This is a genomic window from Tibeticola sp. (assembly GCF_022759015.1).
GTDB lineage: Bacteria > Pseudomonadota > Gammaproteobacteria > Burkholderiales > Burkholderiaceae_C > Tibeticola > Tibeticola sediminis.
In genome coordinates this window covers 1-21,901 of the sequence record NZ_JAEMQB010000012.1, presented here as the reverse complement: position 1 = coordinate 21,901, position 21,901 = coordinate 1, and the positions used below count along the sequence as shown (strand labels likewise).

Sequence of the window (21,901 nt, the reverse complement as noted above, 5' to 3'; positions counted from 1 at the left end):
GATGCGCTGCCAGAATTTCACCGCCGCGGAGTTGAGCGTGTTCGCTTGCACCGAGAGGTGGATCGGCACCTCGGGCCACGGCCCTTCGTGCATGCGCTCGAGCACCATGCTGATGAGGCCGGGGTCGGCCATGATGAGGCCGTCCGGGCGCATATGGATGATGGGCTCGATGTCGCGCAGGTAGGTGCGCACCTTGTCGTTGTGCGGCAGCAGGTTGCTCGTGAGGAAGAACTTCTTGCCGCGCGCATGGGCTTCCTCGATGCCTTGCGCGATCTGCTCGAGTTTGCTGAATTCGTTGTTGCGCGCGCGCAGCGAATAGCGCGGATGACCGGCGTAGACCGCGTCGGCACCGAAGTCGAAGGCGGTGCGCATGCGCTCGAGGCCGCCGGCGGGCAGCAGCAGTTCGGGGGCTTTCATGCTCGGCTCCTGGTTGGGCTAGCCTCGGGCGACGGGCAGGCCCGGCGTGTTGCACCACTCGCTCCAGCTGCCCGCGTAGAGCGCCGTGCGCGGAAAACCCGCGATTTCCATCGCCAGCAGGTTGGGTATGGCGCTCACGCCGCTGCCGCAGTGGTGCACGACGGTCGGCGCCGATCGCAGGCCCAGCAGCGCCGTCCACTCCGCGCGCAATTGCTCAGCCGGCTTGAAGCGCCCGTCGGGCGTGAAGTTCTCGGTGAATGGCCGGTTGAGCGCGCCGGGGATGTGCCCGGCCACCGGGTCGAGCGGCTCGACTTCGCCGCGAAAGCGCGCGGGGGCTCGCGCGTCGATCAGGGTTTGCGTGGGGCGGCCGAGGTCGCGCGCGACGGCTTCGGTGCACACGAGTCGGGCGCGCGCTTCGCCAGCCTCGAAGCGGCGGGGCACCGGGCGTGCCGCGGGGCCACGCTCGATCGCGCCACCCGCGGCTTGCCAGGCCGCGAGCCCGCCGTCAAGCACCGCGATCGCCTCATGCCCCAGCCATTTGAGCATCCACCACAGCCGTCCGCAAAAATTGGCGCCGCTGCGCTCATAGACGACGACTTGCGTGTCTGGGCCCACGCCGTGCGCGCCGATCCACTGCGCAAAAGCCGCCCGGGTCGGCAGAGGATGGCGACCGCCGCTTTCGCGGGCGTCGCCGGCATGGGCGCTCAAGTCGCGGTCCAGATGCGCCTGCTGGGCGCTGGGCAGATGGGCCTCGGCAAACAGCCGGTCCGCCGCCGCAGGGTCGGCCAGGTCGAAGCTGCAATCGAACAGCGCGACCGGGCGGCCGCTCGCGATGAGGGATTGCAGTTCGACAACGGAGATCAGGGTGTTGAACATAGGATCCAAAGCTCAGTGTTCTTCGGCGGGTGGGTTGGGAAGTGCACGGGCGCGCAGCACGGTTGCGGCGATGCCGCTCGCCACGATGATGCCCATCCCGGCCCAGCCCATGGGCGCGATGCGGTCACCAAACAGCCACAGGCCGAACAGCGCCGCAAAGACGATGCCCGAATATTGCAGATTGGCCACGACCAGCGTCGCGCCGCGGGTATAGGCCCGGGTCATCGCAAGTTGCCCGAGCGCGGCGAGCACCCCGATCGGCAGCAGCCAAAGCGCCTGCGGCCAGGTCCAGGGACTGGTGCCGGTGAAGGCCATGCCGACGAAGCCCGCCAGAGTCGCACCCACCGAGAAATAGAGCACGGTGCGGGCTTCAGGCTCGCCCACGCGGCCCAGCGCGGCGACCTGCAGATAGGCAAACGCCGCGCCCAGCCCCGAAAGCAGGCCGATGAGCCCGGCGAACAACTGGTTCTGTTCGATCGTCGGGCGCAGCAGCAAAACCACGCCGGTGAAGGCGGCCAGTACGGTGAGCACGATGGGTCCCTGGCGCGCAAGGTCTTGCAACCGCCCCATGGCCAACGTGCCGCCGACGAGAAAGGCGGCCACCCAGACGCCGCTCATGTAGTTGAGCGTCATGGCGGTGGCCAGGGGCAGGTGTGCGATGGCGTAGAACCAGCTCGCCAACGACAGGACGCCGACGACGCTGCGCCAGACATGCATCATCGGGACTCGGGTGCGCACGCTCACCCCCTGCGCGCGGCACCATGCCGCCATGAAGGCGATGCCGATCGCGCCGCGCCAGGCGACGATTTCCGCAACGTTGAAATGCGCCGACGCAAACTTGATGCACACGCTCATGAGCGCGAACATCAGCGAGGCGACGACCATCCACGCGGCCTGCATGGCATCAATTTCAGGAAAAAACCCCGAACCCCAGCGTGGAGTGGTCAGGTTGTGCGATCAAGTTTGCACGGGTTTGATGCCCATGGCGGCGCGGTACCACTCGTGGAAATGCTGCATGCCGTCTTCCATCGGGCTCTGGTAGGGGCCTACCTCGTTGTCGCCACGATCGAGCAGCGCCTTGCGGCCCGCGTCCATGCGCTCGGCGATCTCGTCGTCCTCGATGCAGGTTTCCATGTAGGCCGCACGCTGGGCTTCGACGAAGTCGCGCTCGAAGGCGGCGATGTCCTCGGGGTAGTAGAACTCGACCATGTTGAGGGTCTTGTTCACGCTCACCGGGTGCAGCGTGGAGACGGTGAGCACATGCGGATACCACTCGACCATGATGTGCGGGTAGTAGGTGAGCCAGATCGCGCCGCGCTCGGGCTTGACGCCGCCGCGGTATTTGAGGAGCTGCTCATGCCAGCGCCGGTAGACGGCCGATCCGGGGCGGTCGAACGCGGCCGAGACGCCCACGGTCTGCACGGAATACTCGCGCCCGAACTCCCAGCGCAGGTCGTCGCAGGTCACGAAGTGGCCCAGGCCTGGGTGGAAGGGGCCGACGTGGTAGTCCTCGAGGTAGACCTCAATGAACGTCTTCCAGTTGTAGTTGCACTCGTGCAGTTCGACATGGTCGAGCACGAAGCCACTGAAGTCGAGCTGCGCGCGCGGCCCCATGCCGGCGAGGTCGGCCTCGATGTCGCGCCCGTTGTCCTCGAACAGCAGCCCGTTCCACTCGCGCAGGGGATAGTTGTTCAGGTTCAGGCAGGGGTCCTGCGCGAAGTGCGGCGCGCCCACGAGCTGACCCGCGGCCGAGTATGTCCAGCGGTGCAGCGGGCAGACGATGTTGCCCCCGGCATGGCCCTTCGCCTCGGTGTAGAGGTTGCCGCGGCCTTTGAGCATGATGGCTTGGCGGTGGCGGCAGATGTTCGACACCAGTGCCACCGTGCCGTCCGCCTGGCGCACGAGCGCACGGCCCTCGCCCTCTTGGGGCAGCGCAAAGTAGTCGCCCGGCTCGGGAACCGCGCGGGCATTACCCACATAACGGGGCCCGCGTTGGAACAGCCGTTCCATCTCACGCGTAAAAAGCGCCTCGTCGAAGTAGCTGGACACTGGAAGTTGGCTGTTTGCCTGCTGGAGCTGAAGACTTAAATCAGACATGATGACCTGACCTAGAGACTCCCCCTATGAAGGGGCAGGGTGGGCGCTGTGCTGCCTAGGGCAACGCTGAACAAGTCCCGCGCGCCATCGCGGGAACTGATCCAGTGTTGCCCTAGCCTTGGCGCGAAAAAGGCCGGCTGCGCCGACCTCCGAAGGGGGGTCGATTGTACCCGGGGCGCTCGGGTTTGTCCCTTTTCCAGATCGGCCGCCGTAAAATGCCTGGTTTCCCCAGCTGCCGTCATGTCCGAAACTCCTGCCAAACCCGCTGCCAAGAAAGCCCCCGCTGAGCGACCCTTGCCTGCGACCTATGAGTCGGCCGTCGAAGAGCTCGAGCAGCTCGTCGCCCGCCTCGAATCGGGCCAGTTGCCGCTCGAGGAACTGTTGGGCGCGTATCGCCGGGGCGCGGCGCTGCTCGCGTTTTGCCGTGAACGGCTGCAGGCGGTCGAAGACCAGGTCAAGGTGCTCGACGAAGGCGCGATCAAGCCATGGACGGCGTCATGAGCGGCGGCTTCGATTTTTCGGCCTGGGCCGAGGCGCGGCGTGCCCGCGTGGAAGCCGCGCTCGAAGCCTGGGTTCCGGCAGATGCCGCGGCGGGTCTGGGCGAGGCCATGCGGTATGCGGTGCTCGATGGTGGCAAGCGCCTGCGGCCCTTGCTGGTGCTCGCCAGCGCCGAAGCCCTCGGTGCAAACCCCGAAGACGATGCGGCGCTGCGCGCGGCGTGTGCGGTCGAGCTCATCCACGCCTATTCCCTGGTGCATGACGACATGCCCTGCATGGACGACGACGTGCTGCGCCGGGGCAAGCCCACGGTGCATGTGCGCTACGGCGAGGCGGGCGCGCTGCTCGCCGGCGACGCGCTGCAGGCGCTCGCCTTCGAGCTGCTCACGCCCGAGGCGTCGCCCGGCACGCCAACCCAGACACCACCCGAGGCGGTGACGCCCCCGCGCCTCGCGCACGCGCCCGCCACCCAGGCCCGCCTGTGCGGCTTGCTGGCGCGCGCCGCGGGCCATGCGGGCATGGCGGGCGGGCAGGCGATCGACCTCGCAAGCGTCGGGCGCACGCTCGACGCCGCAACGCTGCGCGACATGCACCGCCTGAAAACCGGCGCGCTGCTCACGGCCAGTGTGCTCCTGGGCGCGGCGGCCACGGGCTTGGCGTCCGCGACGCCCGCCTGGCAGGCACTGAGCGCGTTTGGCGAGGCGGTGGGCCTGGCGTTTCAGATCGTCGACGACGTGCTCGACGTCACGGCCGATGCGGCCACGCTCGGCAAGACCGCGGGCAAGGACGCCGCCGCGAACAAACCCACCTTCGTGACGCTGCTCGGGCTCGAGGGCGCGCGCGCCGAGGCGGCGCAGCTGCACCGCCATGCACTCGACGCGCTGTCCGAACTGCAGCGGGCCTGCCCGCAGGCGCAACTCTCGGCGCTGGCTGCACTGGCCGACGCGATGGTGCGGCGGGAACATTGAGCTTTTGAGGCATCCATGATCCACACGCTGCTCGAAACGATCCAGGATCCGGCTGATTTGCGGCGGCTGCCGCGTGCCCAGCTCAAGCCGCTGGCCGATGAGCTGCGCAGCTTTCTGCTCGAGAGCGTGGCGCGCACCGGCGGGCATTTGAGTTCCAACCTGGGCACCGTCGAACTCACCATCGCGCTGCACTACGTGTTCGACACCCCGCGCGACCGGCTGGTGTGGGATGTGGGCCATCAGACCTACCCGCACAAGATCCTCACGGGGCGGCGCGAGCGCATGGCCACGCTGCGCCAGCTCGGCGGGCTCTCGGGCTTTCCACAGCGCACCGAGAGCGAATACGACACCTTCGGCACGGCGCATTCGTCGACCAGCATTTCTGCGGCGCTCGGCATGGCCATCGCGGCACAGATGAAGGGCGAAGACCGCCATGCGGTGGCCATCATTGGTGACGGCGCCATGACCGCCGGCATGGCTTTCGAGGCGCTCAACAACGCCGGCGTGCAGGAGGACATCCGCCTGCTCGTCATCTTGAACGACAACGACATGTCGATCAGCCCGCCCGTGGGCGCGCTCAACCGCTACCTTGCCCAGCTCATGAGTGGGCAGTTTTACGCGGCGGCGAAGAATGTCGGCCGCACCGTGCTCAAGCCCGTGCCGCCGCTGTTCGAGCTGGCTCGCCGGCTCGAACAAGGCGCCAAGGGCATGGTGGGGCCGGCCACGCTGTTCGAGAAGTTCGGGTTCAACTATGTCGGCCCGATCGACGGGCACGACCTCGACGCCCTGATTCCCACGCTGGAGAACCTGCGCCAGCTCAAAGGCCCGCAGTTCCTGCATGTGGTCACGAAAAAAGGTCAGGGCTACAAGCTCGCCGAGGCCGACCCCGTGGCCTATCACGGCCCCGGGAAGTTCGATCCGGCGGTCGGCATCGTGCCGCCCACGGGAGCGGTCAAGCCGACTTTCACGCAGATCTTTGGGCAGTGGCTGTGCGATATGGCCGAGCAGGACCCGCGGCTCGTGGGCATCACGCCGGCCATGCGCGAGGGCTCGGGCCTGGTCGAGTTCCATCGGCGCTTCCCTGGTCGCTACCACGATGTCGGCATTGCGGAGCAGCATGCCGTCACCTTCGCCGCGGGGCTGGCCTGTGAAGGGCTCAAGCCCGTGGTGGCGATCTATTCCACGTTTCTGCAGCGCGCGTACGACCAGCTCATCCACGACGTGGCGATTCAAAATCTGCCGGTGGTGTTCGCGCTCGACCGTGCCGGCCTCGTCGGTGCGGACGGGGCGACGCATGCGGGCGCCTATGACATTGCGTATTTGCGCTGCATCCCGAACATGGCGCTGGCCTGCCCAGCCGATGAACGTGAGTGCCGGCAGCTGCTCTCGACCGCCTATGCGCAAAACGGCCCGGTCGCCGTGCGCTATCCGCGTGGAGCGGGCGTGGGGGTGGCGCCGCTGCCCGGGCTCGAAGGGCTGCCCTTTGGCAAAGCGGAGCTGCGACGCCTGCGCCTGTCCAAGCCCGAACGCGAAGGCGCCCCGCAGGGGGTGGCCATCCTGGCCTTCGGTACCTTGCTCTACCCGGCGCTGGAGGCGGCGGAGCGGCTCGACGCAACGGTGGTCAACATGCGCTGGGCCAAGCCGCTGGACCTCGAACTGCTGCAGGAAATCGCCGCCACGCACGAGGCGCTCGTGACGGTCGAGGAGGGCTGCGTCGCCGGGGGCGCGGGCAGTGCGGTGGGCGAGGCGCTGCACGCGGCAGGGTTGCTGCGCCCCGTGCTGCAACTGGGTCTGCCCGACCGGTTCATCGAGCACGGCGATCCGGCGAAGCTGCTCGCCCTGCAAGGGCTCGACGCCGCGGGCATCGAGGCATCCATCCGCAGCCGCTTTGGCGCGCTCGTGGGCAGCGGGCGTCCGGGCCTCAAGGCGGTTGCTTAGGGCAACGCTGAACAAGCTCCTTGCGCGTCGCGCATCCCGGCTGCGGACGCGCTGCGGCCTCGGCTGTCGCGGCGTGGCGACGACCGCGTTTGAAATCTCGTCAACGCGCACGTGACCAATGGTGCTTCTGCCTTGCGCGAACACAAGAAAACGGCAAAAAGCGGTGCCCGGGCCGCCATGGCGCGGGAAAACCCGGCCCGGCGTGCCCGGGGGCTTTCCTACAATGCGCGCTGACCGACAAAGTCACCGGGAAGGCTGTGCCCGTTCCGGTTTGTTCCCCTACTGACAGGAGACCCTTTTTATGGATCGTCGTTCCCTCATCAAACACGCCGGCATTGCTGGCGTGCTGGCTGCTGGCGTGGCCCCGGCCGTGCATGCCCAACAGGCCATGCGCTGGCGCATCGCCTCGAGCTTCCCCAAGTCGCTCGACACCATTTTTGGCGCGGCCGAAGTGTTTGCCAAAAAGGTCGGTGTGCTGTCGGGTGGCAAGTTCACCATCACCGTGCACGCCGGCGGCGAGCTGATGCCTCCGTTCGGCGTCCTCGACGGTACCTCGAACGGCACGGTGGAGATGGCGCACACCGCGCCCTACTACTTCTTCGGCAAGGATCCCACCTACGCGCTGGATTGCGCGATTCCCTTCGGCCTCAACAGCCGCCAGATGACCGCCTGGATGTATCAGGGCAACGGTCTGAGCCTGATGCGCGAGTTCTACGCCAACGTGGGCATCGTGAACTTCCCCATGGGCAACACCGGCGCGCAGATGGGCGGCTGGTACCGCAAGGAAATCAAGTCGCTGGCCGACATGAAGGGTCTGAAGATGCGCATCGGCGGCTTCGGCGGCAAGGTGCTCGAGCGCATCGGCGCGGTGCCGCAGAACATTCCCGGCGGCGAGATTTACCAGTCGCTCGAGAAAGGCACCATCGACGCCGCCGAGTGGATCGGTCCGTACGACGATCTGAAGCTCGGCTTCAACAAAGTGGCGTCGCATTATTATTACCCCGGTTGGTGGGAAGGTGGCCCCCAGCTGACGCTGTTCGTCAACAAGAAAGCGTACGACGGGCTCTCGTCCGAGTACAAGGCCATGATCGAAACCGCTGCGGCCTACGCCCACACCGACATGCAGGCCAAGTACGACGCCAAGAACCCGGGCGCGCTGAAGACCCTGGTGAGCCAAGGCACCAAGCTGCATCCCTTCCCGGCCGACGTGATGAATGCCGCGTTCAAGGCGGCCGAAGAGATCTACGCCGAACTCAGCGCCAGCAACCCGGCCTGGAAGAAGATCTACGCCGATTTCTCGGCCTTCCGGCGGGATCAGAACCTTTGGTTCCGCTTCACCGAGATGGCTTTCGACAGCTTCATGCAGCGTCAGAAGCTCTGAGCATCGTCATGCCTGCGGGCGCGACGATCGGTCGGGCCCACGCAAAGAAAAGCCCCGCACCTGCGGGGCTTTTTTGTGGGGCCTTTGTTGTGGGCATTTGCGAAGCCCAGGCTAGGGGAACACCACGGACGCCGCCGAATGGGCGGCGCACCCGGGGGGCCTCAAGGCTTCTTGCCGGCCGCGTCGGCCTTGATCGCGTCGTTCAAGGCTTTCATCGGATCGTCGGCGGGCGCAGGCGCTGCAGCGTCCGTGCCGGGGGCGCTGGCAGGCGGCTGGCCGAAGTCGGCCGCTGGTGGCGGTGTCGCGGCGTCGCTGGCCTGATCCATCTGAACTTCGAGTTGCTGGAACACCTTGTCGGCGTCGACGGTCGGTCCCTTGTGCACGCCGCTGGTGACGAGGCCGGGGAATGCAATGACAAGCCCCACCATGATGATCTGGATGAGCACGAAGGGCACGGCACCCCAGTAGATGTCTTCGATGCGCACCTTCTTGATGGGCTTGCCCGTGACCTTGTCGATGTAGTCCTCATGCGGAGCGACGCTGCGTAGGTAGAAGAGCGCGAAGCCGAAGGGCGGGTGCATGAACGAGGTCTGCATGTTCACCGCCAGCAGCACGCCGAACCAGACGAGGTCGATGCCGAGCTTGTCGGCCACCGGTGCGAGCAGCGGGATGACGATGAAGGCCAGCTCGAAGAAGTCGAGGAAGAACGCCAGGAAGAACACCAGCACGTTCACCACGATGAGAAAGCCGATCTGTCCGCCTGGCAGCCCCGAGAGCAGATGCTCGACCCAGATCGGGCCGTCCACGCCCTGGAACGCCAGGCTGAAGACGGTGGCACCGATCAGAATGAAGAGCACGAGCGCCGAGACTTTGAGTGTGCTGTCCATCGCCTGACGCATCAGGCCGAGGTCGAGCCGGCGGCGGCTGATGGCCATGATGAGCGCGCCCAGCGCGCCCATGGCGCCGCCCTCGGTGGGGGTGGCGATGCCCAGGAAGATGGTGCCGAGCACGAGGAAGATCAGCGCCAGCGGCGGAATGAGCACGAAGGTCACGCGCTCGGCCATGCGCGAGAGCAGGCCGAGCTTGAAGCTCTTGTTGGCCAGAGCCGCGACGAACGCGACAGCCATGCCCACGCACATCGAGAGCACGATTTTTTCGTCGAGCGGCATGGTGGCGTCGCGTGTCTTGGCGAATGCGACCGCGCAGCCCACCGAGATGAGCGCGAGCACGCCGACCGAGCGCATCCCCGTGCTGCCATCGTCTTCGCGGATGGTGCGCGCTTCGAGCGGCAACGCAGGCACGGCCGAGGGCTTGATGAGGCTCACCAGCAGCACATAGCCGATGTAGAGCCCGGTGAGCACGAAACCCGGAATGAAAGCGCCTGCATACAGGTCACCCACGCTGCGGCCGAGCTGGTCGGCCAGCACGATGAGCACCAGCGAAGGCGGAATGATCTGCGCGAGCGTGCCGGACGCGGCGATCACCCCGGAGGCGATGCGCCGGTCGTAGCCGTAGCGCAGCATGATGGGCAGCGAGATCAGCCCCATGGAGATCACCGAAGCCGCGACCACGCCGGTGGTGGCGGCCAGCATGGCGCCGACCAGAATCACCGCATAAGCCAGGCCACCGCGGATCGGCCCAAAGAGCTGGCCGATGGTGTCGAGCAGGTCTTCGGCCATGCCCGAGCGCTCCAGGATCAGCCCCATGAAGGTGAAGAACGGGATGGCCAGCAGCGTGTCGTTCTGCATGATGCCGAACATGCGCAGCGGCAGGCTCTGCAGGAACGAGGGGTTGATCATGCCGAGCTCGACGCCCACGAGCCCGAAGAACAGGCCGCAGGCGGCCAGCGAGAACGCCACCGCGTAGCCGAACAGCAGGAAAACGATTAGCGAGGCGAACATGATCGGCGCCATGTTCGCGGTGAGGAATTCCATCATGCCTTGCCTCCTTGCTGCGCGGCTTCACGGGCGGCGACTTCCTTTTGCAGCAGGAACTCGGCGAGTTCCTCTTCGGCGCTCTTGGCGCCTTGCTTGGCCGTTGGGTCGGGGATCAGGCCCTGGAGGAAGGCGATGCGCTTGATGAGTTCCGACACGCCCTGGATGCCGAGCAGCAGCAGGCCCAGCGGCAGCAGCGCGAACACCGGCCAGCGGATCAGGCCCCCGGCGTTCGACGACATCTCGCCCGTCTGATAGGCGTTGATCACCAACGGCATCGCGAGTTTGATGATCATGAACACGAAGGGAAAGAGGAAGCAGGTGATGCCGATGATGTCGATCCAAATTTGCGCGCGTTTGGACAGACGCCCCGAGAGCACGTCGATGCGCACATGCTCCTGCCGCATCATGGTGTAACCCGAGCCGAGCATGAACACCGCCGCGAACAGATACCACTGCAATTCCAGGAAAGCGTTGGAGCCGATGTCGAGCGTCTTGCGCACGATCGCATTGACCGCGCTGATGAGCACGGCGGCCAAAACCAGCCACGCGACGCTGCGGCCAATGAACTCGGTGAAGCGGTCGATCCGCCTCGAGAGGGTCAAGAGGAAATTCATGGTGTCTCCATCGTGAATAAACCGGGGGTGCCCGGGCCGCTTCCCTCCGCCGGGGTGGGCGGGGCAAAGTCCGACGATTTTAAGAGCGGGCCGGTCGCGCGCGACGATGAAAATTCAAAGCCGCGACGCGATAAATTTGAAAGCCTCAGGGTAAGCCCTAGGGCAAGGTCTCGCGGCCTATCATCGCCTTGGCGCTTCTAATGTGATAGCAGAAGATGCCCGTTTCACGCCGGGATCATGCTCCTTTCTTCTGAAATTCCACCAGGGGAGCGTCTGCCGCAGGCTCAGCACGTCACCGCAGTGCAGCGGGGCATAGCCGGGCCATTGCGCCATCTGCTGCTGCCAAGCCGGGGCGGCGAGCAGCGCGCGCAGCGCACGCACGGCGGGTTGCTCCAGCGCGGATTTGAGGCACACGAGGTGGTAGTGCTCCTCGGCCAGCGGCACGAAGCCGAGGCCCCGTTGCCGCGCCGCGGCTTCGATGCCCAAGGCCGCGTCGGCGGCGCCCGCGGCCACGGCTTCGGCGGCGGCGCTGTGGGTGGTTTCGCCGCGCGGCAGGGTGGCGAGCGCATCCTCGGGCAGCCCTTCGGCCGCCAGCAGCTCCTGCAGCAGCACCCGCGTGCCCGAGCCGGGGCTGCGCTGCACGAAGCGCACCGCGCGCGCGGCGACGTCGCGCAGCGTGTGCAGCTGCAGCGGGTTGCCGGGCGCGACGATCAGCCCCTGCGTGCGGCAGGCAAAGCCGATGAGCTTGTGCTGCCCGGGCTTGAGCCGCGCCCGATAGGCCCGCGCGGTGGCGCTGTGGCGGGGCGCTTGCGCGAGCCCATGGAAGCCCGCCAGCAGACAGCGCCCTTCATTGAGCGCGCGGATCGCGTCCACGCTGCCGGTAAAACGCAGGTCCAGATGCAGGCCCGCCTGTTGTGCGGCATAGGCGCGCAGCGCGACCAGCGCCTCGTCATGGCTGGCATGCAGCGCGAGCCACTGCACTTCGGGGTCAAAGGCGGCGGCAAACGCATGCTCGAGTTCGCCACGCAGGGCCTCGATCTGCGGCGCCAGCCGCGCCTGCGCCTGCCGCTCTGCCCACAGCAGCTTGGCGGCAAAGTCGGTCAGCCGCGCCGCCTGGCCTTGTTCCCAGTGCACCAGCGGCTGGCCGAGTTCGGCTTCCCAGCGCTTGAGCGCGCCCCAGCCATGTCGGTACGACGCACCGATGCGGCGCGCCGCCGCGGAGATCGAGCCCGCGTCGGCCACGGCGCCCAGCAGCGTCGAGAGCGGGTGCTGCACGCCGCGCGCGACGTCGTCCTCGCCGGTGTGCAGCGTGTAGTGAAGCGCAACCCTATGCATGAGCGGACATATCGTCAGAAGTCACAGAGCTTCCTACCATACCCCACCACTCCCCTGACCACTCGCGCCCGTACCCCGACGCTCGCCCATGTCGACCCTCACTGCCAGCCTTGCCACCGCCTGGACGCTGCTCGTCACGCCTGACCCGGCGCTGTGGGCGATCGTCGGGCGGTCGCTCGCGGTCAGTGCGCTGGCGTGTGCGCTCGGCGGCGCCGCCGGCCTCTTTCTGGGCGCCGCTCTGGGTGTGGCGCGGTTTGCGGGGCGGCGGCTGGTGCTGGCGGTGCTCAACACCGCGCTTGCGTTGCCCTCGGTGGTGGTGGGGCTGTGCGTGTATCTGCTGCTGTCGCGCTCGGGGCCGCTTGGCTTTTTGGGCTGGTTGTTCAGCTTCGAGGCCATGGTGCTGGCGCAGTCGGTGCTGGTGCTGCCGGTGGTGGCGGCGCTCACGCGGCAGGTGGTCGAGGACGCCGAGCGCAGCCACGGCGAGCAGCTGCGCTCGCTCGGGGCGGGCACGGCCATGCGGGCGCTGCTGCTGGCCTGGGACGAGCGGGCGGCGCTGCTGACGGTGGGCGTGACGGCGTTCGGGCGCGCCCTGTCCGAAGTCGGGGCGGTGATGATCGTCGGCGGCAATATCGAGGGCTACACCCGGGTCATGACCACTGCGATTGCGCTCGAAACCTCCAAGGGCGACCTGCCGCTGGCGCTGGCCTTGGGGCTGGTTTTGCTGGCGGTGGTGCTGGCCTTGCACGGGCTGGTCGGCCTGCTCGCGCTGCTGGGCGCGCGTCACGAGGCACGGTGCGCGGCGCCGGCGTTGGTGGCCGGGGCTGCGCCATGACGGATCGTCGCGGGGCGAGGCCGCCGGTGCTGCGGCTGCAGGATGCGAGCGTGTGCTTTGGTGCGGTGCGCGCGCTCGATGCCGTGGAGCTCGAGATTGTCGCGGGCGAGCGCGTGGCGCTGGTCGGTGCCAACGGCAGCGGCAAGAGCACGCTGCTGCGGCTGCTGCACGGCTTGGTCGAGCCGAGCGGCGGGTCGGTCTGGCGCGCGCCGCAGCGGCAAGCCATGCTGTTCCAGCGCCCCTTCATGCTGCGGGCGAGCGCTGCGCACAACGTGGCGCTGGGGCTGTGGCTGCAGGGGCGGACCTGGAGCGCGGCGCGCGCCCAGGCCGCAGAGGCGCTCGCGCGCGTGGGCCTGGGCGAGCTGGCCGGGCGGCGGGCGACCACGCTCTCGGGCGGGCAGCAGCAGCGGCTCGCGCTCGCGCGGGCCTGGGCCACGGGGGCGCAGACGCTGCTGCTCGACGAGCCCACCGCGAGTCTGGACCCGCACGCCAAGCGCGAGGTCGAGTCGCTGATGGACGCCTGGGCCAGCGCCAGCGACCCCGGCGGCCTGCCGCGCACGCTGGTGTTTGCCAGCCACAACCTCGGCCAGGTCAAGCGGCTGGCCACGCGCGCGATCTACCTCGAACGCGGCCGCGTGCGGGCCGATCTGCCGGTGGATGTGTTCTTCGACTCCGAGCGGCTGCGGCAGACGCACCCCGAGGCACACGCCTTCCTCAAAGGAGAGCTTCCTTGAGTATTTTTGGAACCAATGCGCCGCATTCCTGCGTGAAATGGTGGTTTGTTGCTATTTTTTTAATAGTTCCGCTGCCGCTGTGGGCCGCTGGTCTCGTGCTTGCCTCGACCACTTCCACCGAGCAGTCCGGCTTGTTTGGCGTGCTGTTGCCCGCGTTCAAACGTGCCACCGGCATCGAGGTGAAAGTCGTGGCTTTGGGGACCGGTCAGGCGCTGGACGTGGCGCGCCGGGGCGACGCCGACGTCGTGCTGGTGCACGATGAAGCGGCCGAGGCGCGCTTCGTCGCCGAAGGGCAGGGCATCGACCGCCGGCCCGTGATGGCCAACGATTTCGTGCTCATCGGCCCCGCTGCCGACCCCGCGGGCGTGGCCGGAGCCGACATTGCTGTCGCCATGGCCCGCATCGCCCGCGCCGACGCGCCCTTCATCTCGCGCGGCGACCGCAGCGGCACCGATGCAGCCGAGCAACGCTACTGGGCGCTGACCGGCTCGCCGCAGAACCGCGGCCGGGGCTGGCGTGCTTGCGGTTGCGGCATGGGGCCGGCGCTCAACATGGCCGCTGCGCTCGGCGCCTATGTGCTGTCCGACCGCGGCACCTGGCTCGCTTTTCGCAACCGCGCGGACTTGAAAATCCTCGTCGAAGGCGACCAGCGACTGCGCAACCGCTATCACGTCATGCGGGTCAACCCGGCCTTGCACCCGCAGGTGCGGGCCCGCGAGGGGCAGCTCTTCGTCGATTGGCTCAGCAGCCCCGAGGGCCAAGCCGCCATCGCGAGCTACCGCATCGGCGGCGAACCGGTGTTCTTCCCATCGAACCTCGGGCCGGATTTCAGTCGACCAGCGCCACCGACTTCACAAGCGCCCAGGCCGCTTGGCCGGTCTGCAAGCCGAGCATTGCCACCGAGTGCGCGGTGAGCTGCGCGAGCAGCGTGTGGCCGTTGGCGAGCCCGCAGGCGACCGTGACGCGGCCCGCCTCGGCTGGATGCAGCGCCTGCACGGTCACCGGCAGTTGGTTGAGCATGCTCAGGCCCCGCGGCGGCTCGACCGCGAGCGCCACGTCGCGCGCCAGCACGCGCAGCCGGCTCGCGCGGGGAGCGGCGGCCACGGCGCTGGCGACGAGCAGGAAGGGCACGCCCTCGGCATCGAAGCGCAGCAGGCCGTCGATGCCGCTGGGCTGCAGCCCGCCTTGCAGCACCGTGACCGGCCCTTCTTCGGCAAACAGCGGCGAGTCGGGCCGCGCCAGCGCCGCTTGCAAGGGCTCGATGCGCTCGATCCGCCCATCGGCCATGAACAGCACGCGCGTGGCGAGCCGCTCGACTTCGACCGGCGCGTGGGTCACAAAAAGCACCGCCACGCCGGTTTCACGCGCCAGTTCGTCGATCAGCGGCAGCAACTCGGCCTTGGCGCGCCAGTCCAGTGCAGCGAGCGGCTCGTCCATGCACAGCAGCCGCGGCTGCATCAGCAAGGCGCGGGCGATGGCCACGCGCTGGCGCTGGCCGCCCGAGAGCGTGGTCACGGCCTGGTCGAGCCAGGCAGCAATGCCCACGCGCTCGGCCACCGCCTCGAGCGCGTCGCTCGGCGCATGCGGTGCGCGCCGCAGCGCATACCGCAGGTTGCCGCGCACGCTCAGGTGCGGAAACAGCGCGGCGTCCTGGAACACGAAGCCGATGTCGCGTTCGGCCACGGGACGCGCCCAGCGACCGTCCTGCCAGACTTCGCCGCGCACGGTCAGCCGCCCGCGGGTGTCGGCGTCGAGCCCGGCGATGGCGCGCAGCAGGCTGCTCTTGCCGCAGCCCGATCGACCAAAGATCGCGGTCACGCCGTCGGCCTCGAACGCAAACGCGCCCGTGTCGAGCAGGAACGCCCCGCGCTGCAGCTGCAAATGGCCTTGAATCATCCCAGTTTGGCGGGGCGCAAGGCCCGCTGGTTGAGGGCGTAGAAGGCCAGCAGCGTGACGAACGAAAAGCCCAGCAGCACGGCTGAGAGCCGGTGCGCAGCGGCGTATTCCATGGCCTGGGTGTGGTCGTAGATGGCGATGGAGACGACACGGGTTTCGCCCGCGATGTTGCCGCCCAACATCGCGATCACCCCGAATTCGCCGACCGTGTGCGCAAAGCTGAGCACGACCGCCGTGAGTATGCCGCTGCGCGACAGCGGCAGCACCACGGAAAAAAAGCGGTCGAGGCCGCGCGCGCGCAGGGTGGCTGCGGCGTCGAGCAGCTTGGGGTCGATGCCGGCGAAGCCTTCGCGCAGCGGTTGTACCGCGAACGGCAGCGAATAAATCACCGAGCCGATCAAGATGCCGCCAAAGCTGAAGGCCAGGTGGTGTGCGCCCAGCCGCTCGAGCGTGCGGCCGATGAAGCCCTCTGGGCCGAGCGCGATCAGCAGGTAAAAACCAATCACCGTCGGCGGCAGCACCAGCGGCAGCGACACTGCGGCCGACACGAGGTTTGCCCAGCGCGATGCGCTGCGCGTGAGCCACCAGGCCAGCGGCGCGCCGAGCAGCAACAAGATCAAGGTGGTTGCAGCGGCGAGTTCGGCGGTAAGGCGGATCGCCAGCCATTCGTCGGCCGTGAGCCCGAGCGTCGTTGCCGCCAGGTTCATGGCGCCGCCTCTCCGGGCAGAACAAAGCCATAGCGCACCATTACCCGGCGTGCGGCGGCGCTGCGCATGAAGTCGGCAAAGGCGCGCGCTGCGGCATTGTTCTGGCCGTGCGTGGTGAGCACAAAGGCTTGTTCGAGCGGTTGGTGCAGCTCCTGCGGAATCAGGGCATAGGCCCCTTTCTTGCGCAGCGGCTCGCTCAGCGCCAGTGACAGCGCGAGGATGCCCACCTCGGCGGCCTGCTGGTCCACGAGCTGCGCGGTTTGCGCAATGTTTTCTCCAAAGACCAAACGCGACTCCACCTTGGGCCAGACGCCGCTCGCCTGCAGGGCTTCCTTGGCGCGGGCGCCGTAGGGCGCGTGGTCGGGCGCGGCGATCGCGATCTTGCGAAACTCCGAGCGCTCGAGGTCCTGCAGCCGCAGCCGGCTCGCGTCCACTTTCGCGCTCCAGAGCACGATGCGACCCAACGCGTAGGTGGTCACGGGCGTGATTGCCTTGCCGCGTGCGACGAGTTGCTTGGGCAAGTCCACGTCCGCCGAAAAAAACAGGTCGAATGGCGCGCCGTGGTGGATTTGCTGAAAAAACTTCCCCGACGAGCCCATGATGAGTTCGAGCCGGTGTGGCGGATGCGTCTGCTCGAACAAAGGCTTGAGCTCGTCGAAGGCAAACTTCAAGTCCGAAGCGGCCGCCACGCGCGCCGTCTCGGCCTGGGTGGCGCCGCCAAACGAAGCCGCGAATGCCAAGACGACCCGGACGAGGAGGAAGCGAAGCGAGCGTTGCATCGGTCCCGGTTCAGCCGTTTTGGCGCAGTTTGCGGTAAACCGTGGCGCGGCTGATGCCCAGCGTGCGCGCGGCTTGTTGCACATTGCCGCGCGCATCGGCAACGGCCTTGCGGATCAGGTGCAACTCGAGGTCTTTGAGGCTCAGGTTTTCGGCTTCACCGGCGGCGGGCGTGGGCGTGCCGGCGCCGTGCTCGCGCGCATGAACCCAGGCCTGCAGCCGCAAGCCCGACCACAGCGGCAGATCCAGCGCTGCCTTGTGCCGGCGCGCCGCGTCGAACAGGGCCGACAGCGGGGTCGCGAACAGGGTTTCGGCGTGGGCGTCGGGTTCGCTGCCCAGCAGCGGCAGCAAGGTGCGCGCGGTGCTGTTGGCAGCTGTGACGCGGCCATCGGCATCGAGGCAGACGAGACCGTCGTCGTCGCTGCCCAGGGTTTGACCGGGCCAGTTCAGGCGCAGCAGCAAGGCATGGGGCTGGCGCAGCGCCAGGGCGTTTTCAATGCCACGCGCGGTTCGCGCCACCAGATGCCGCAGCTCGGGCCGCTCGACCGCGTCGATGCCCGTGAGGTCGAGCATGCCCAGGCAACGCCCGTCCGGACCGAAGAGCGGCGCACCGGCGCAGCTGTAGACCGAGGTGTCCTCGAAGAAATGCTCGCCCCGGTGCAGCCAGACTGGATGCTGCTCGATCAACGCCGCGCCGATCGCCGTGGTTCCAACCGCTGCCTCGGACAGATCGGCGCCGATGCGGGTGATGGCCGCGGCGCGCGGGTCGCGCGCGTCGATCGGCCCGTGCGTGTCGACCACGATGCCTTGCGCGTTGGTGAGGAGGGCGAAATAGCGCGTGCGCGCCATCGCTTCGGAGAGCCGCTCGAGCGCCGGGCGGGCCGCTTCGATGAGCGCGTGGTTGGCTTCGAGCGTCTGCCGCAAAACCGCACGCGAGACGGTGTCGAAAGCGACGCGCCGCGAGGGCTCGAAGCCCTGCGCCAGGCAGCGCCGCCAGGAGCGCTCGATCCAGGGCTCGATCGCCCCCGCAGCCGCATCGGGCAGCGCTCCGCCGTCGAGCACGCGCGCGCGGGCCGCCGCGATCGTCGTCAGGCGCCGCTCGGCGGTGGGGGAGGTGGGCGGCAAGGAAGCAAGCATCGATCGGACTCTGGTTGAGGATGGTGCCGCGTCAGATGCTCAGCCTCTCAGCCGTCGGCCAACTCGAGCACCACGGGCGCGTGGTCGCTCGGCTGCGGATTTTTACGCGGCGCGCGGTCGATGGTGCAGCGGGTCACCCGCGGCACGAGCGGTTGGCTCACCAGAATGTGGTCGATGCGCAAGCCGCGGTTTTTCGGAAACGCGAGCTGCCGGTAGTCCCACCAGCTGTAGGTCTTCGCGGGTTGCTCGAACAAGCGGAAGGCGTCGACGAGGCCCAGTTCGGTCAGCGCGCGCAGCTTGGCGCGCTCTTCCTCGGTGCAGTGGATGGTGCCGGCCAGCCCCACCGGGTCCCAAACGTCCCGGTCGTCGAAGGTGATGTTGAAGTCGCCCATCAGCACGAGCCGGGGGTGCCGTTCGAGCTCCGCGCGCAGCCAGTCGCGCAGCGCATCGAGCCAGCGCAGCTTGTAGGCGAATTTGTCGCTGCCGGGCTCTTGCCCGTTGGGAAAGTAGGCGCCCACCACGCGCATCGGCCCGAACGGCGCGGCGACCGTGGCGCTGATCACGCGCGCCATCGGGTCGTCGAAACCCGGAATGTTGCGCACCACGTCGGCCAGCGGCGTGCGGCTGAGCAGCGCGACACCGTTGTAGGTTTTTTGGCCGAATACCGCCGCTTCGTAGCCCGCCGCGCGCAGCGCCTCATGCGGAAACTTGTCGTCCGTGAGCTTGAGCTCCTGCAGCGCCAGCACGTCCACCGGCGCACCCGCAGCCGCCTGCGCCGCGAGCCAATCGAGCACCTGCGGCAGCCGCACCGTCAGCGAGTTGATGTTCCAAGTGGCGAGTTTCATGTGTTTGTGCGGTTATGCCGGCGTGTTCCGGCGCCTCGTTGCTATTGAAATCGAAGCGGAGGCTCAGACGTGCAGCGCCGCGAGCACGCCCACCAACACGCCCAGCCCACCCATGGCGAACATGGCCCACTCGAGCCACTTCTTGCGCGTGAGCAGCGCGATGGCCGCCAGCGCGATCGACACCTGCAGCGCCGTGGTGGCCTGTGCCCAGCGGTGGTGCTGGTGCATTTGTTCGTCGCTCTTGCGGTCCCACTCGCTCGCCTCGGCTTCGAGGGCCTCGGCCTTGGCCTTGATCTCTGCCTTCTCGCTCTTGTAGCGTTTGATTTCCTCTTGGTAGAACGCCTTGCGCGGTTCGGGCACGAGTTCGAGCGCCAGTTCGGCCAGGTTCTGCTTGCTGCTCTTGGCCTGGTAATAGTTCCACTGGTTCGAGGCTTCGGTCTTCTTGATCGCCGCGTCGTTCTTGTAGAGACCCGCGTTGGCCTGTGTCGCGCCGGCCATGTAACCAAAAATCGCGCCGACGGTTGCCATGACCGCGGTGAACATGGCGATCTGGTTGGTCATGCGCTTGTCGGCGCCGGAACCGTGACCCGCTCCGTGCTCGTCGTGCGCGCCCTGCACGGCGTGTTCAAGCTCATGATCGTGCGGGCCGTGGACGTGAAAGCCGTGTCCGGACATCGTGATTTCCTCAGGTTTCCGAAAAATCGTGAAGGTAGGTGACAAAGTGGTAGCGCAGGCCGTTGGCGGCGGTGTGTGTTTCGCGCGCGGCCTCGCGCCATCCGGGGCCGAATTCTGGCGCAAATGCGTCGCCCGCGAAGGGGGCGTCGATCTCGGTCACCACCGCGCGCGCGGCCTGCGGCAGTGCTTGTCGGTACAGTTCGGCGCCGCCGATCACCCAGGCTTCGGGCGCGTCGCCGCACAGCGCGAGTGCCTCGTCGATCGTGTGCGCCGTCTGCGCGCCGTCGGCGGCCCAGTCGCGCTGACGGGTGAGGACGATGTTGGTGCGGCCCGGCAGCGGCCGAAAGCGTGGCGGCAGCGACTCCCAGGTCTTGCGGCCCATGATCACCGGCGCCCCGAGCGTGGTGCGCTTGAAGTGCGCCAGATCCTCGGGCAGGTGCCAGGGCAGTGCGTTGTCCTTGCCGATCACGCCGTTGGCGGCGCGCGCAAAAATCAGGTTCAAACGGGTCATCGGGCGTCCTCGACGGGGGCGGTTCTGGGCGTGCGCGGCGACAGCAACACGGCGGCCATCGCGCCCATCAGCGTGAGCGCGACCAGCCCCCAGAACTGCCGGCGCGAGAGCACGCCTACACGGCCACCGGCGCAGGGATCGCCGGGTGGTGCTGGTAGCCGACGATCTCGAAGTCCTCGAACCTGTAGTCGAAGATCGACGGCGGCCGGCGGCGGATGCGCAGTTGCGGCGGCGGGAAGGGCTGGCGGCTCAGTTGCAGCCGCACCTGCTCTTCGTGGTTGCTGTAGAGGTGGCAGTCGCCGCCGGTCCAGATGAAGTCGCCCACATCGAGATCACACTGCTGCGCCACCATGTGGGTGAGCAGCGCGTAGCTGGCGATGTTGAAGGGCACACCGAGGAAGATGTCGGCGCTGCGCTGGTACAGCTGGCAGCTCAAGACGCCGCGGCCACCGGGTTCGGGCGCTGGCGCCACATAGAACTGAAACAGCGCGTGGCAGGGCATCAGCGCCATCTTGGGCAGGTCGGCCACGTTCCAGGCGCTGACCAAGATGCGCCGGCTGTCGGGATTGGTGCGCAGCGTCTCGATGACCTGCGCGATCTGGTCGATGTGCCCGCCATCGGGCGTGGGCCAACTGCGCCACTGCACGCCATAGACCGGCCCGAGCTCACCATCGGCGCGCGCCCATTCGTCCCAGATCGTCACGCCGTGCTGCTGCAGCCAGCGCACGTTCGAGTCGCCGCGCAGAAACCACAGCAGTTCGTAAATGATGGACTTGACATGCACCTTCTTCGTCGTGACGAGCGGAAAGCCCGCGCGCAGGTCGAAACGCATCTGGTGACCAAAAATGCTCTTGGTGCCCGTGCCGGTGCGGTCGGGTTTGAACACGCCGCGCTCATGCACGAGGCGCATTAGGTCTTCGTAGGGCGTGGGGATGGTGGTGGGGGTGTCGTTCGACATATCGGCGCAGGCGGCACGAGGCGGAGGGTGGCCGCAAAGTATAGAGGGGCGTGCTTAGGGCGACGCTGAATAAGTCCTTCGCGCGCCGCGCATTCCATCCCGCGGGCGGGCGCGCGCCTTCACGGGACCTTGTTCAGTGTTGCCTTCAATTGCGCACCACCCGCCCTGGGTTGAGCAGGCCGGTGGGGTCGAGCGCGCGCTTGATGGCGCGCATCAGCTCGAGGGCGACCGGGGATTGGTAGCGTGGCAGCAGATCGACCTTGAGCGCGCCGATGCCGTGCTCGGCCGAGATCGAGCCGCCGTGGCGTTGCACGGCCTCATAGACGCGGTGGTTGATGTCGGCTTCATGTCGGGCCAGGAATTCCGCGGGGTCGCTGCCCTCGGGCGCTTGCACGTTGTAGTGCAGGTTGCCGTCTCCGAGGTGGCCGAACACCACGAACCGCACGCCGGGGTAGGCGGCTGCGAGCTCGGCGTCGGTCTCCATGATGAAGTCGGCCATACGCGAGATCGGCACGGCGATGTCGTGCTTGACGTTGAGCCCTTCCTTTGCCTGCGCGAGCGGGATACTTTCGCGCAGATGCCACAGGTGGCGCGACTGGTTCAGGTTGCCCGCCACCACCGCGTCGAGTACGCAGCGCTCGGCCAGCGCGGGCTCGAGCAGCGCCTCGAAGCGCGCCGCCGAATGGGCCTCGGACTCGGCGTCGCTGAGTTCGAGCAGCACGAACCACGGCGCGCTGCCCGACAGCGGCACCTCGAGCTGCGGGAAAT

Annotated in this window: 23 protein-coding genes; 7 read left to right on the top strand and 16 right to left on the bottom strand. The window is 67.8% G+C overall.

All coding sequences use genetic code 11. The features are described from left to right. From JHC36_RS00980 to JHC36_RS00965, 4 genes are all read right to left on the bottom strand, one after another. A partial coding sequence (locus JHC36_RS00980; protein WP_287914718.1) for a U32 family peptidase occupies positions 1-417 on the bottom strand: 417 nt, incomplete at its 3' end. A gap of 18 nt (positions 418-435) precedes the next feature. Further along, positions 436-1,293 carry a sulfurtransferase gene (locus JHC36_RS00975; protein ID WP_287914715.1) on the bottom strand — a complete coding sequence of 286 codons (858 nt, stop codon included), beginning with the start codon at positions 1,291-1,293 and terminating at the stop codon, positions 436-438. Positions 1,294-1,305: 12 nt separating this feature from the next. Further along, positions 1,306-2,193: a DMT family transporter gene (locus tag JHC36_RS00970; RefSeq protein ID WP_124224056.1), complete on the bottom strand. Its 888-nt coding sequence runs from the start codon at positions 2,191-2,193 to the stop codon at positions 1,306-1,308. A gap of 57 nt (positions 2,194-2,250) precedes the next feature. Next, positions 2,251-3,390, bottom strand: coding sequence for an aromatic ring-hydroxylating oxygenase subunit alpha (locus tag JHC36_RS00965; RefSeq protein ID WP_287914710.1), 1,140 nt, complete (start codon positions 3,388-3,390; stop codon positions 2,251-2,253). Positions 3,391-3,630: 240 nt separating this feature from the next. Between JHC36_RS00965 and JHC36_RS00960 the strand changes: the two genes are divergently transcribed. The 4 genes from JHC36_RS00960 to JHC36_RS00945 all read left to right on the top strand — a co-directional run bounded on the left by JHC36_RS00960 (position 3,631) and on the right by JHC36_RS00945 (position 8,175). After that, positions 3,631-3,891: an exodeoxyribonuclease VII small subunit gene (locus tag JHC36_RS00960; RefSeq protein WP_124224058.1), complete on the top strand. Its 261-nt coding sequence runs from the start codon at positions 3,631-3,633 to the stop codon at positions 3,889-3,891. Then, positions 3,876-4,856 (top strand): polyprenyl synthetase family protein, encoded by a 981-nt coding sequence (locus JHC36_RS00955; RefSeq protein WP_287914706.1) that lies wholly within the window; start codon positions 3,876-3,878, stop codon positions 4,854-4,856. The genes JHC36_RS00960 and JHC36_RS00955 overlap by 16 nt, the downstream gene beginning before the upstream one ends. A gap of 15 nt (positions 4,857-4,871) precedes the next feature. Next, entirely contained in the window at positions 4,872-6,794 is a 1,923-nt protein-coding gene (gene dxs / locus JHC36_RS00950) for a 1-deoxy-D-xylulose-5-phosphate synthase (protein ID WP_287914705.1), read from the top strand. A gap of 301 nt (positions 6,795-7,095) precedes the next feature. Next, positions 7,096-8,175 carry a TRAP transporter substrate-binding protein gene (locus tag JHC36_RS00945; protein ID WP_287914703.1) on the top strand — a complete coding sequence of 360 codons (1,080 nt, stop codon included), beginning with the start codon at positions 7,096-7,098 and terminating at the stop codon, positions 8,173-8,175. Between the two features lie 161 nt (positions 8,176-8,336). On the opposite strand, the gene JHC36_RS00940 is transcribed toward JHC36_RS00945, so the two are convergent. The 3 genes from JHC36_RS00940 to JHC36_RS00930 all read right to left on the bottom strand — a co-directional run bounded on the left by JHC36_RS00940 (position 8,337) and on the right by JHC36_RS00930 (position 12,061). Then, a complete protein-coding gene (locus JHC36_RS00940; protein ID WP_287914724.1) occupies positions 8,337-10,109 on the bottom strand; it encodes a TRAP transporter large permease in 1,773 nt (590 codons plus the stop codon). Then, positions 10,109-10,726, bottom strand: a complete 618-nt coding sequence (locus JHC36_RS00935) for a TRAP transporter small permease subunit (RefSeq protein WP_287914701.1) — start codon at positions 10,724-10,726, stop codon at positions 10,109-10,111. The genes JHC36_RS00940 and JHC36_RS00935 overlap by 1 nt, the downstream gene beginning before the upstream one ends. Positions 10,727-10,906: 180 nt before the next feature. Further along, positions 10,907-12,061, bottom strand: coding sequence for a substrate-binding domain-containing protein (locus JHC36_RS00930; RefSeq protein WP_287914699.1), 1,155 nt, complete (start codon positions 12,059-12,061; stop codon positions 10,907-10,909). 88 nt (positions 12,062-12,149) lie between these two features. Here JHC36_RS00930 and JHC36_RS00925 point away from each other — a divergent pair, with 88 nt between their 5' ends. The 3 genes from JHC36_RS00925 to JHC36_RS00915 are packed head-to-tail and all read left to right on the top strand — an operon-like array spanning position 12,150 to position 14,541. Further along, complete coding sequence (locus JHC36_RS00925) at positions 12,150-12,893, top strand: ABC transporter permease (protein WP_287914697.1); 744 nt, start codon at positions 12,150-12,152, stop codon at positions 12,891-12,893. Continuing rightward, the gene (locus tag JHC36_RS00920) at positions 12,890-13,627 is read left to right on the top strand and encodes an ATP-binding cassette domain-containing protein (RefSeq protein WP_287914695.1); all 738 of its coding nucleotides are present in this window, start codon (positions 12,890-12,892) and stop codon (positions 13,625-13,627) included. Before JHC36_RS00925 ends, JHC36_RS00920 begins: the two co-directional genes overlap by 4 nt. Then, the gene (locus JHC36_RS00915) at positions 13,624-14,541 is read left to right on the top strand and encodes an ABC transporter substrate-binding protein (RefSeq protein ID WP_503006730.1); all 918 of its coding nucleotides are present in this window, start codon (positions 13,624-13,626) and stop codon (positions 14,539-14,541) included. Before JHC36_RS00920 ends, JHC36_RS00915 begins: the two co-directional genes overlap by 4 nt. Here the strand turns inward: JHC36_RS00915 and modC are convergent. The 9 genes from modC to JHC36_RS00870 all read right to left on the bottom strand — a co-directional run. Further along, complete coding sequence (gene modC / locus JHC36_RS00910; RefSeq protein WP_287914693.1) at positions 14,456-15,523, bottom strand: molybdenum ABC transporter ATP-binding protein; 1,068 nt, start codon at positions 15,521-15,523, stop codon at positions 14,456-14,458. The genes JHC36_RS00915 and modC overlap by 86 nt on opposite strands. Next, entirely contained in the window at positions 15,520-16,230 is a 711-nt protein-coding gene (gene modB / locus JHC36_RS00905; protein ID WP_287914691.1) for a molybdate ABC transporter permease subunit, read from the bottom strand. Before modB ends, modC begins: the two co-directional genes overlap by 4 nt. Then, on the bottom strand, positions 16,227-17,009 hold the full coding sequence (gene modA / locus JHC36_RS00900) for a molybdate ABC transporter substrate-binding protein (RefSeq protein WP_287914689.1): 783 nt from the start codon (positions 17,007-17,009) through the stop codon (positions 16,227-16,229). The genes modB and modA overlap by 4 nt, the downstream gene beginning before the upstream one ends. 10 nt (positions 17,010-17,019) lie before the next feature. Further along, entirely contained in the window at positions 17,020-18,144 is a 1,125-nt protein-coding gene (locus JHC36_RS00895; RefSeq protein WP_287914687.1) for a helix-turn-helix domain-containing protein, read from the bottom strand. Between the two features lie 47 nt (positions 18,145-18,191). Then, entirely contained in the window at positions 18,192-18,989 is a 798-nt protein-coding gene (locus JHC36_RS00890) for an exodeoxyribonuclease III (RefSeq protein ID WP_124223285.1), read from the bottom strand. 63 nt (positions 18,990-19,052) lie between these two features. Continuing rightward, positions 19,053-19,664 carry a DUF4337 domain-containing protein gene (locus JHC36_RS00885; RefSeq protein WP_124223287.1) on the bottom strand — a complete coding sequence of 204 codons (612 nt, stop codon included), beginning with the start codon at positions 19,662-19,664 and terminating at the stop codon, positions 19,053-19,055. Positions 19,665-19,674: 10 nt separating this feature from the next. Beyond that, complete coding sequence (locus JHC36_RS00880) at positions 19,675-20,175, bottom strand: dihydrofolate reductase (protein WP_287914683.1); 501 nt, start codon at positions 20,173-20,175, stop codon at positions 19,675-19,677. 115 nt (positions 20,176-20,290) lie between these two features. After that, entirely contained in the window at positions 20,291-21,133 is an 843-nt protein-coding gene (locus JHC36_RS00875) for a thymidylate synthase (RefSeq protein WP_287914681.1), read from the bottom strand. A gap of 145 nt (positions 21,134-21,278) precedes the next feature. Further along, positions 21,279-21,901 (bottom strand): FAD-binding oxidoreductase (locus tag JHC36_RS00870; RefSeq protein WP_287914679.1); only part of this gene is annotated, 623 nt, incomplete at its 5' end.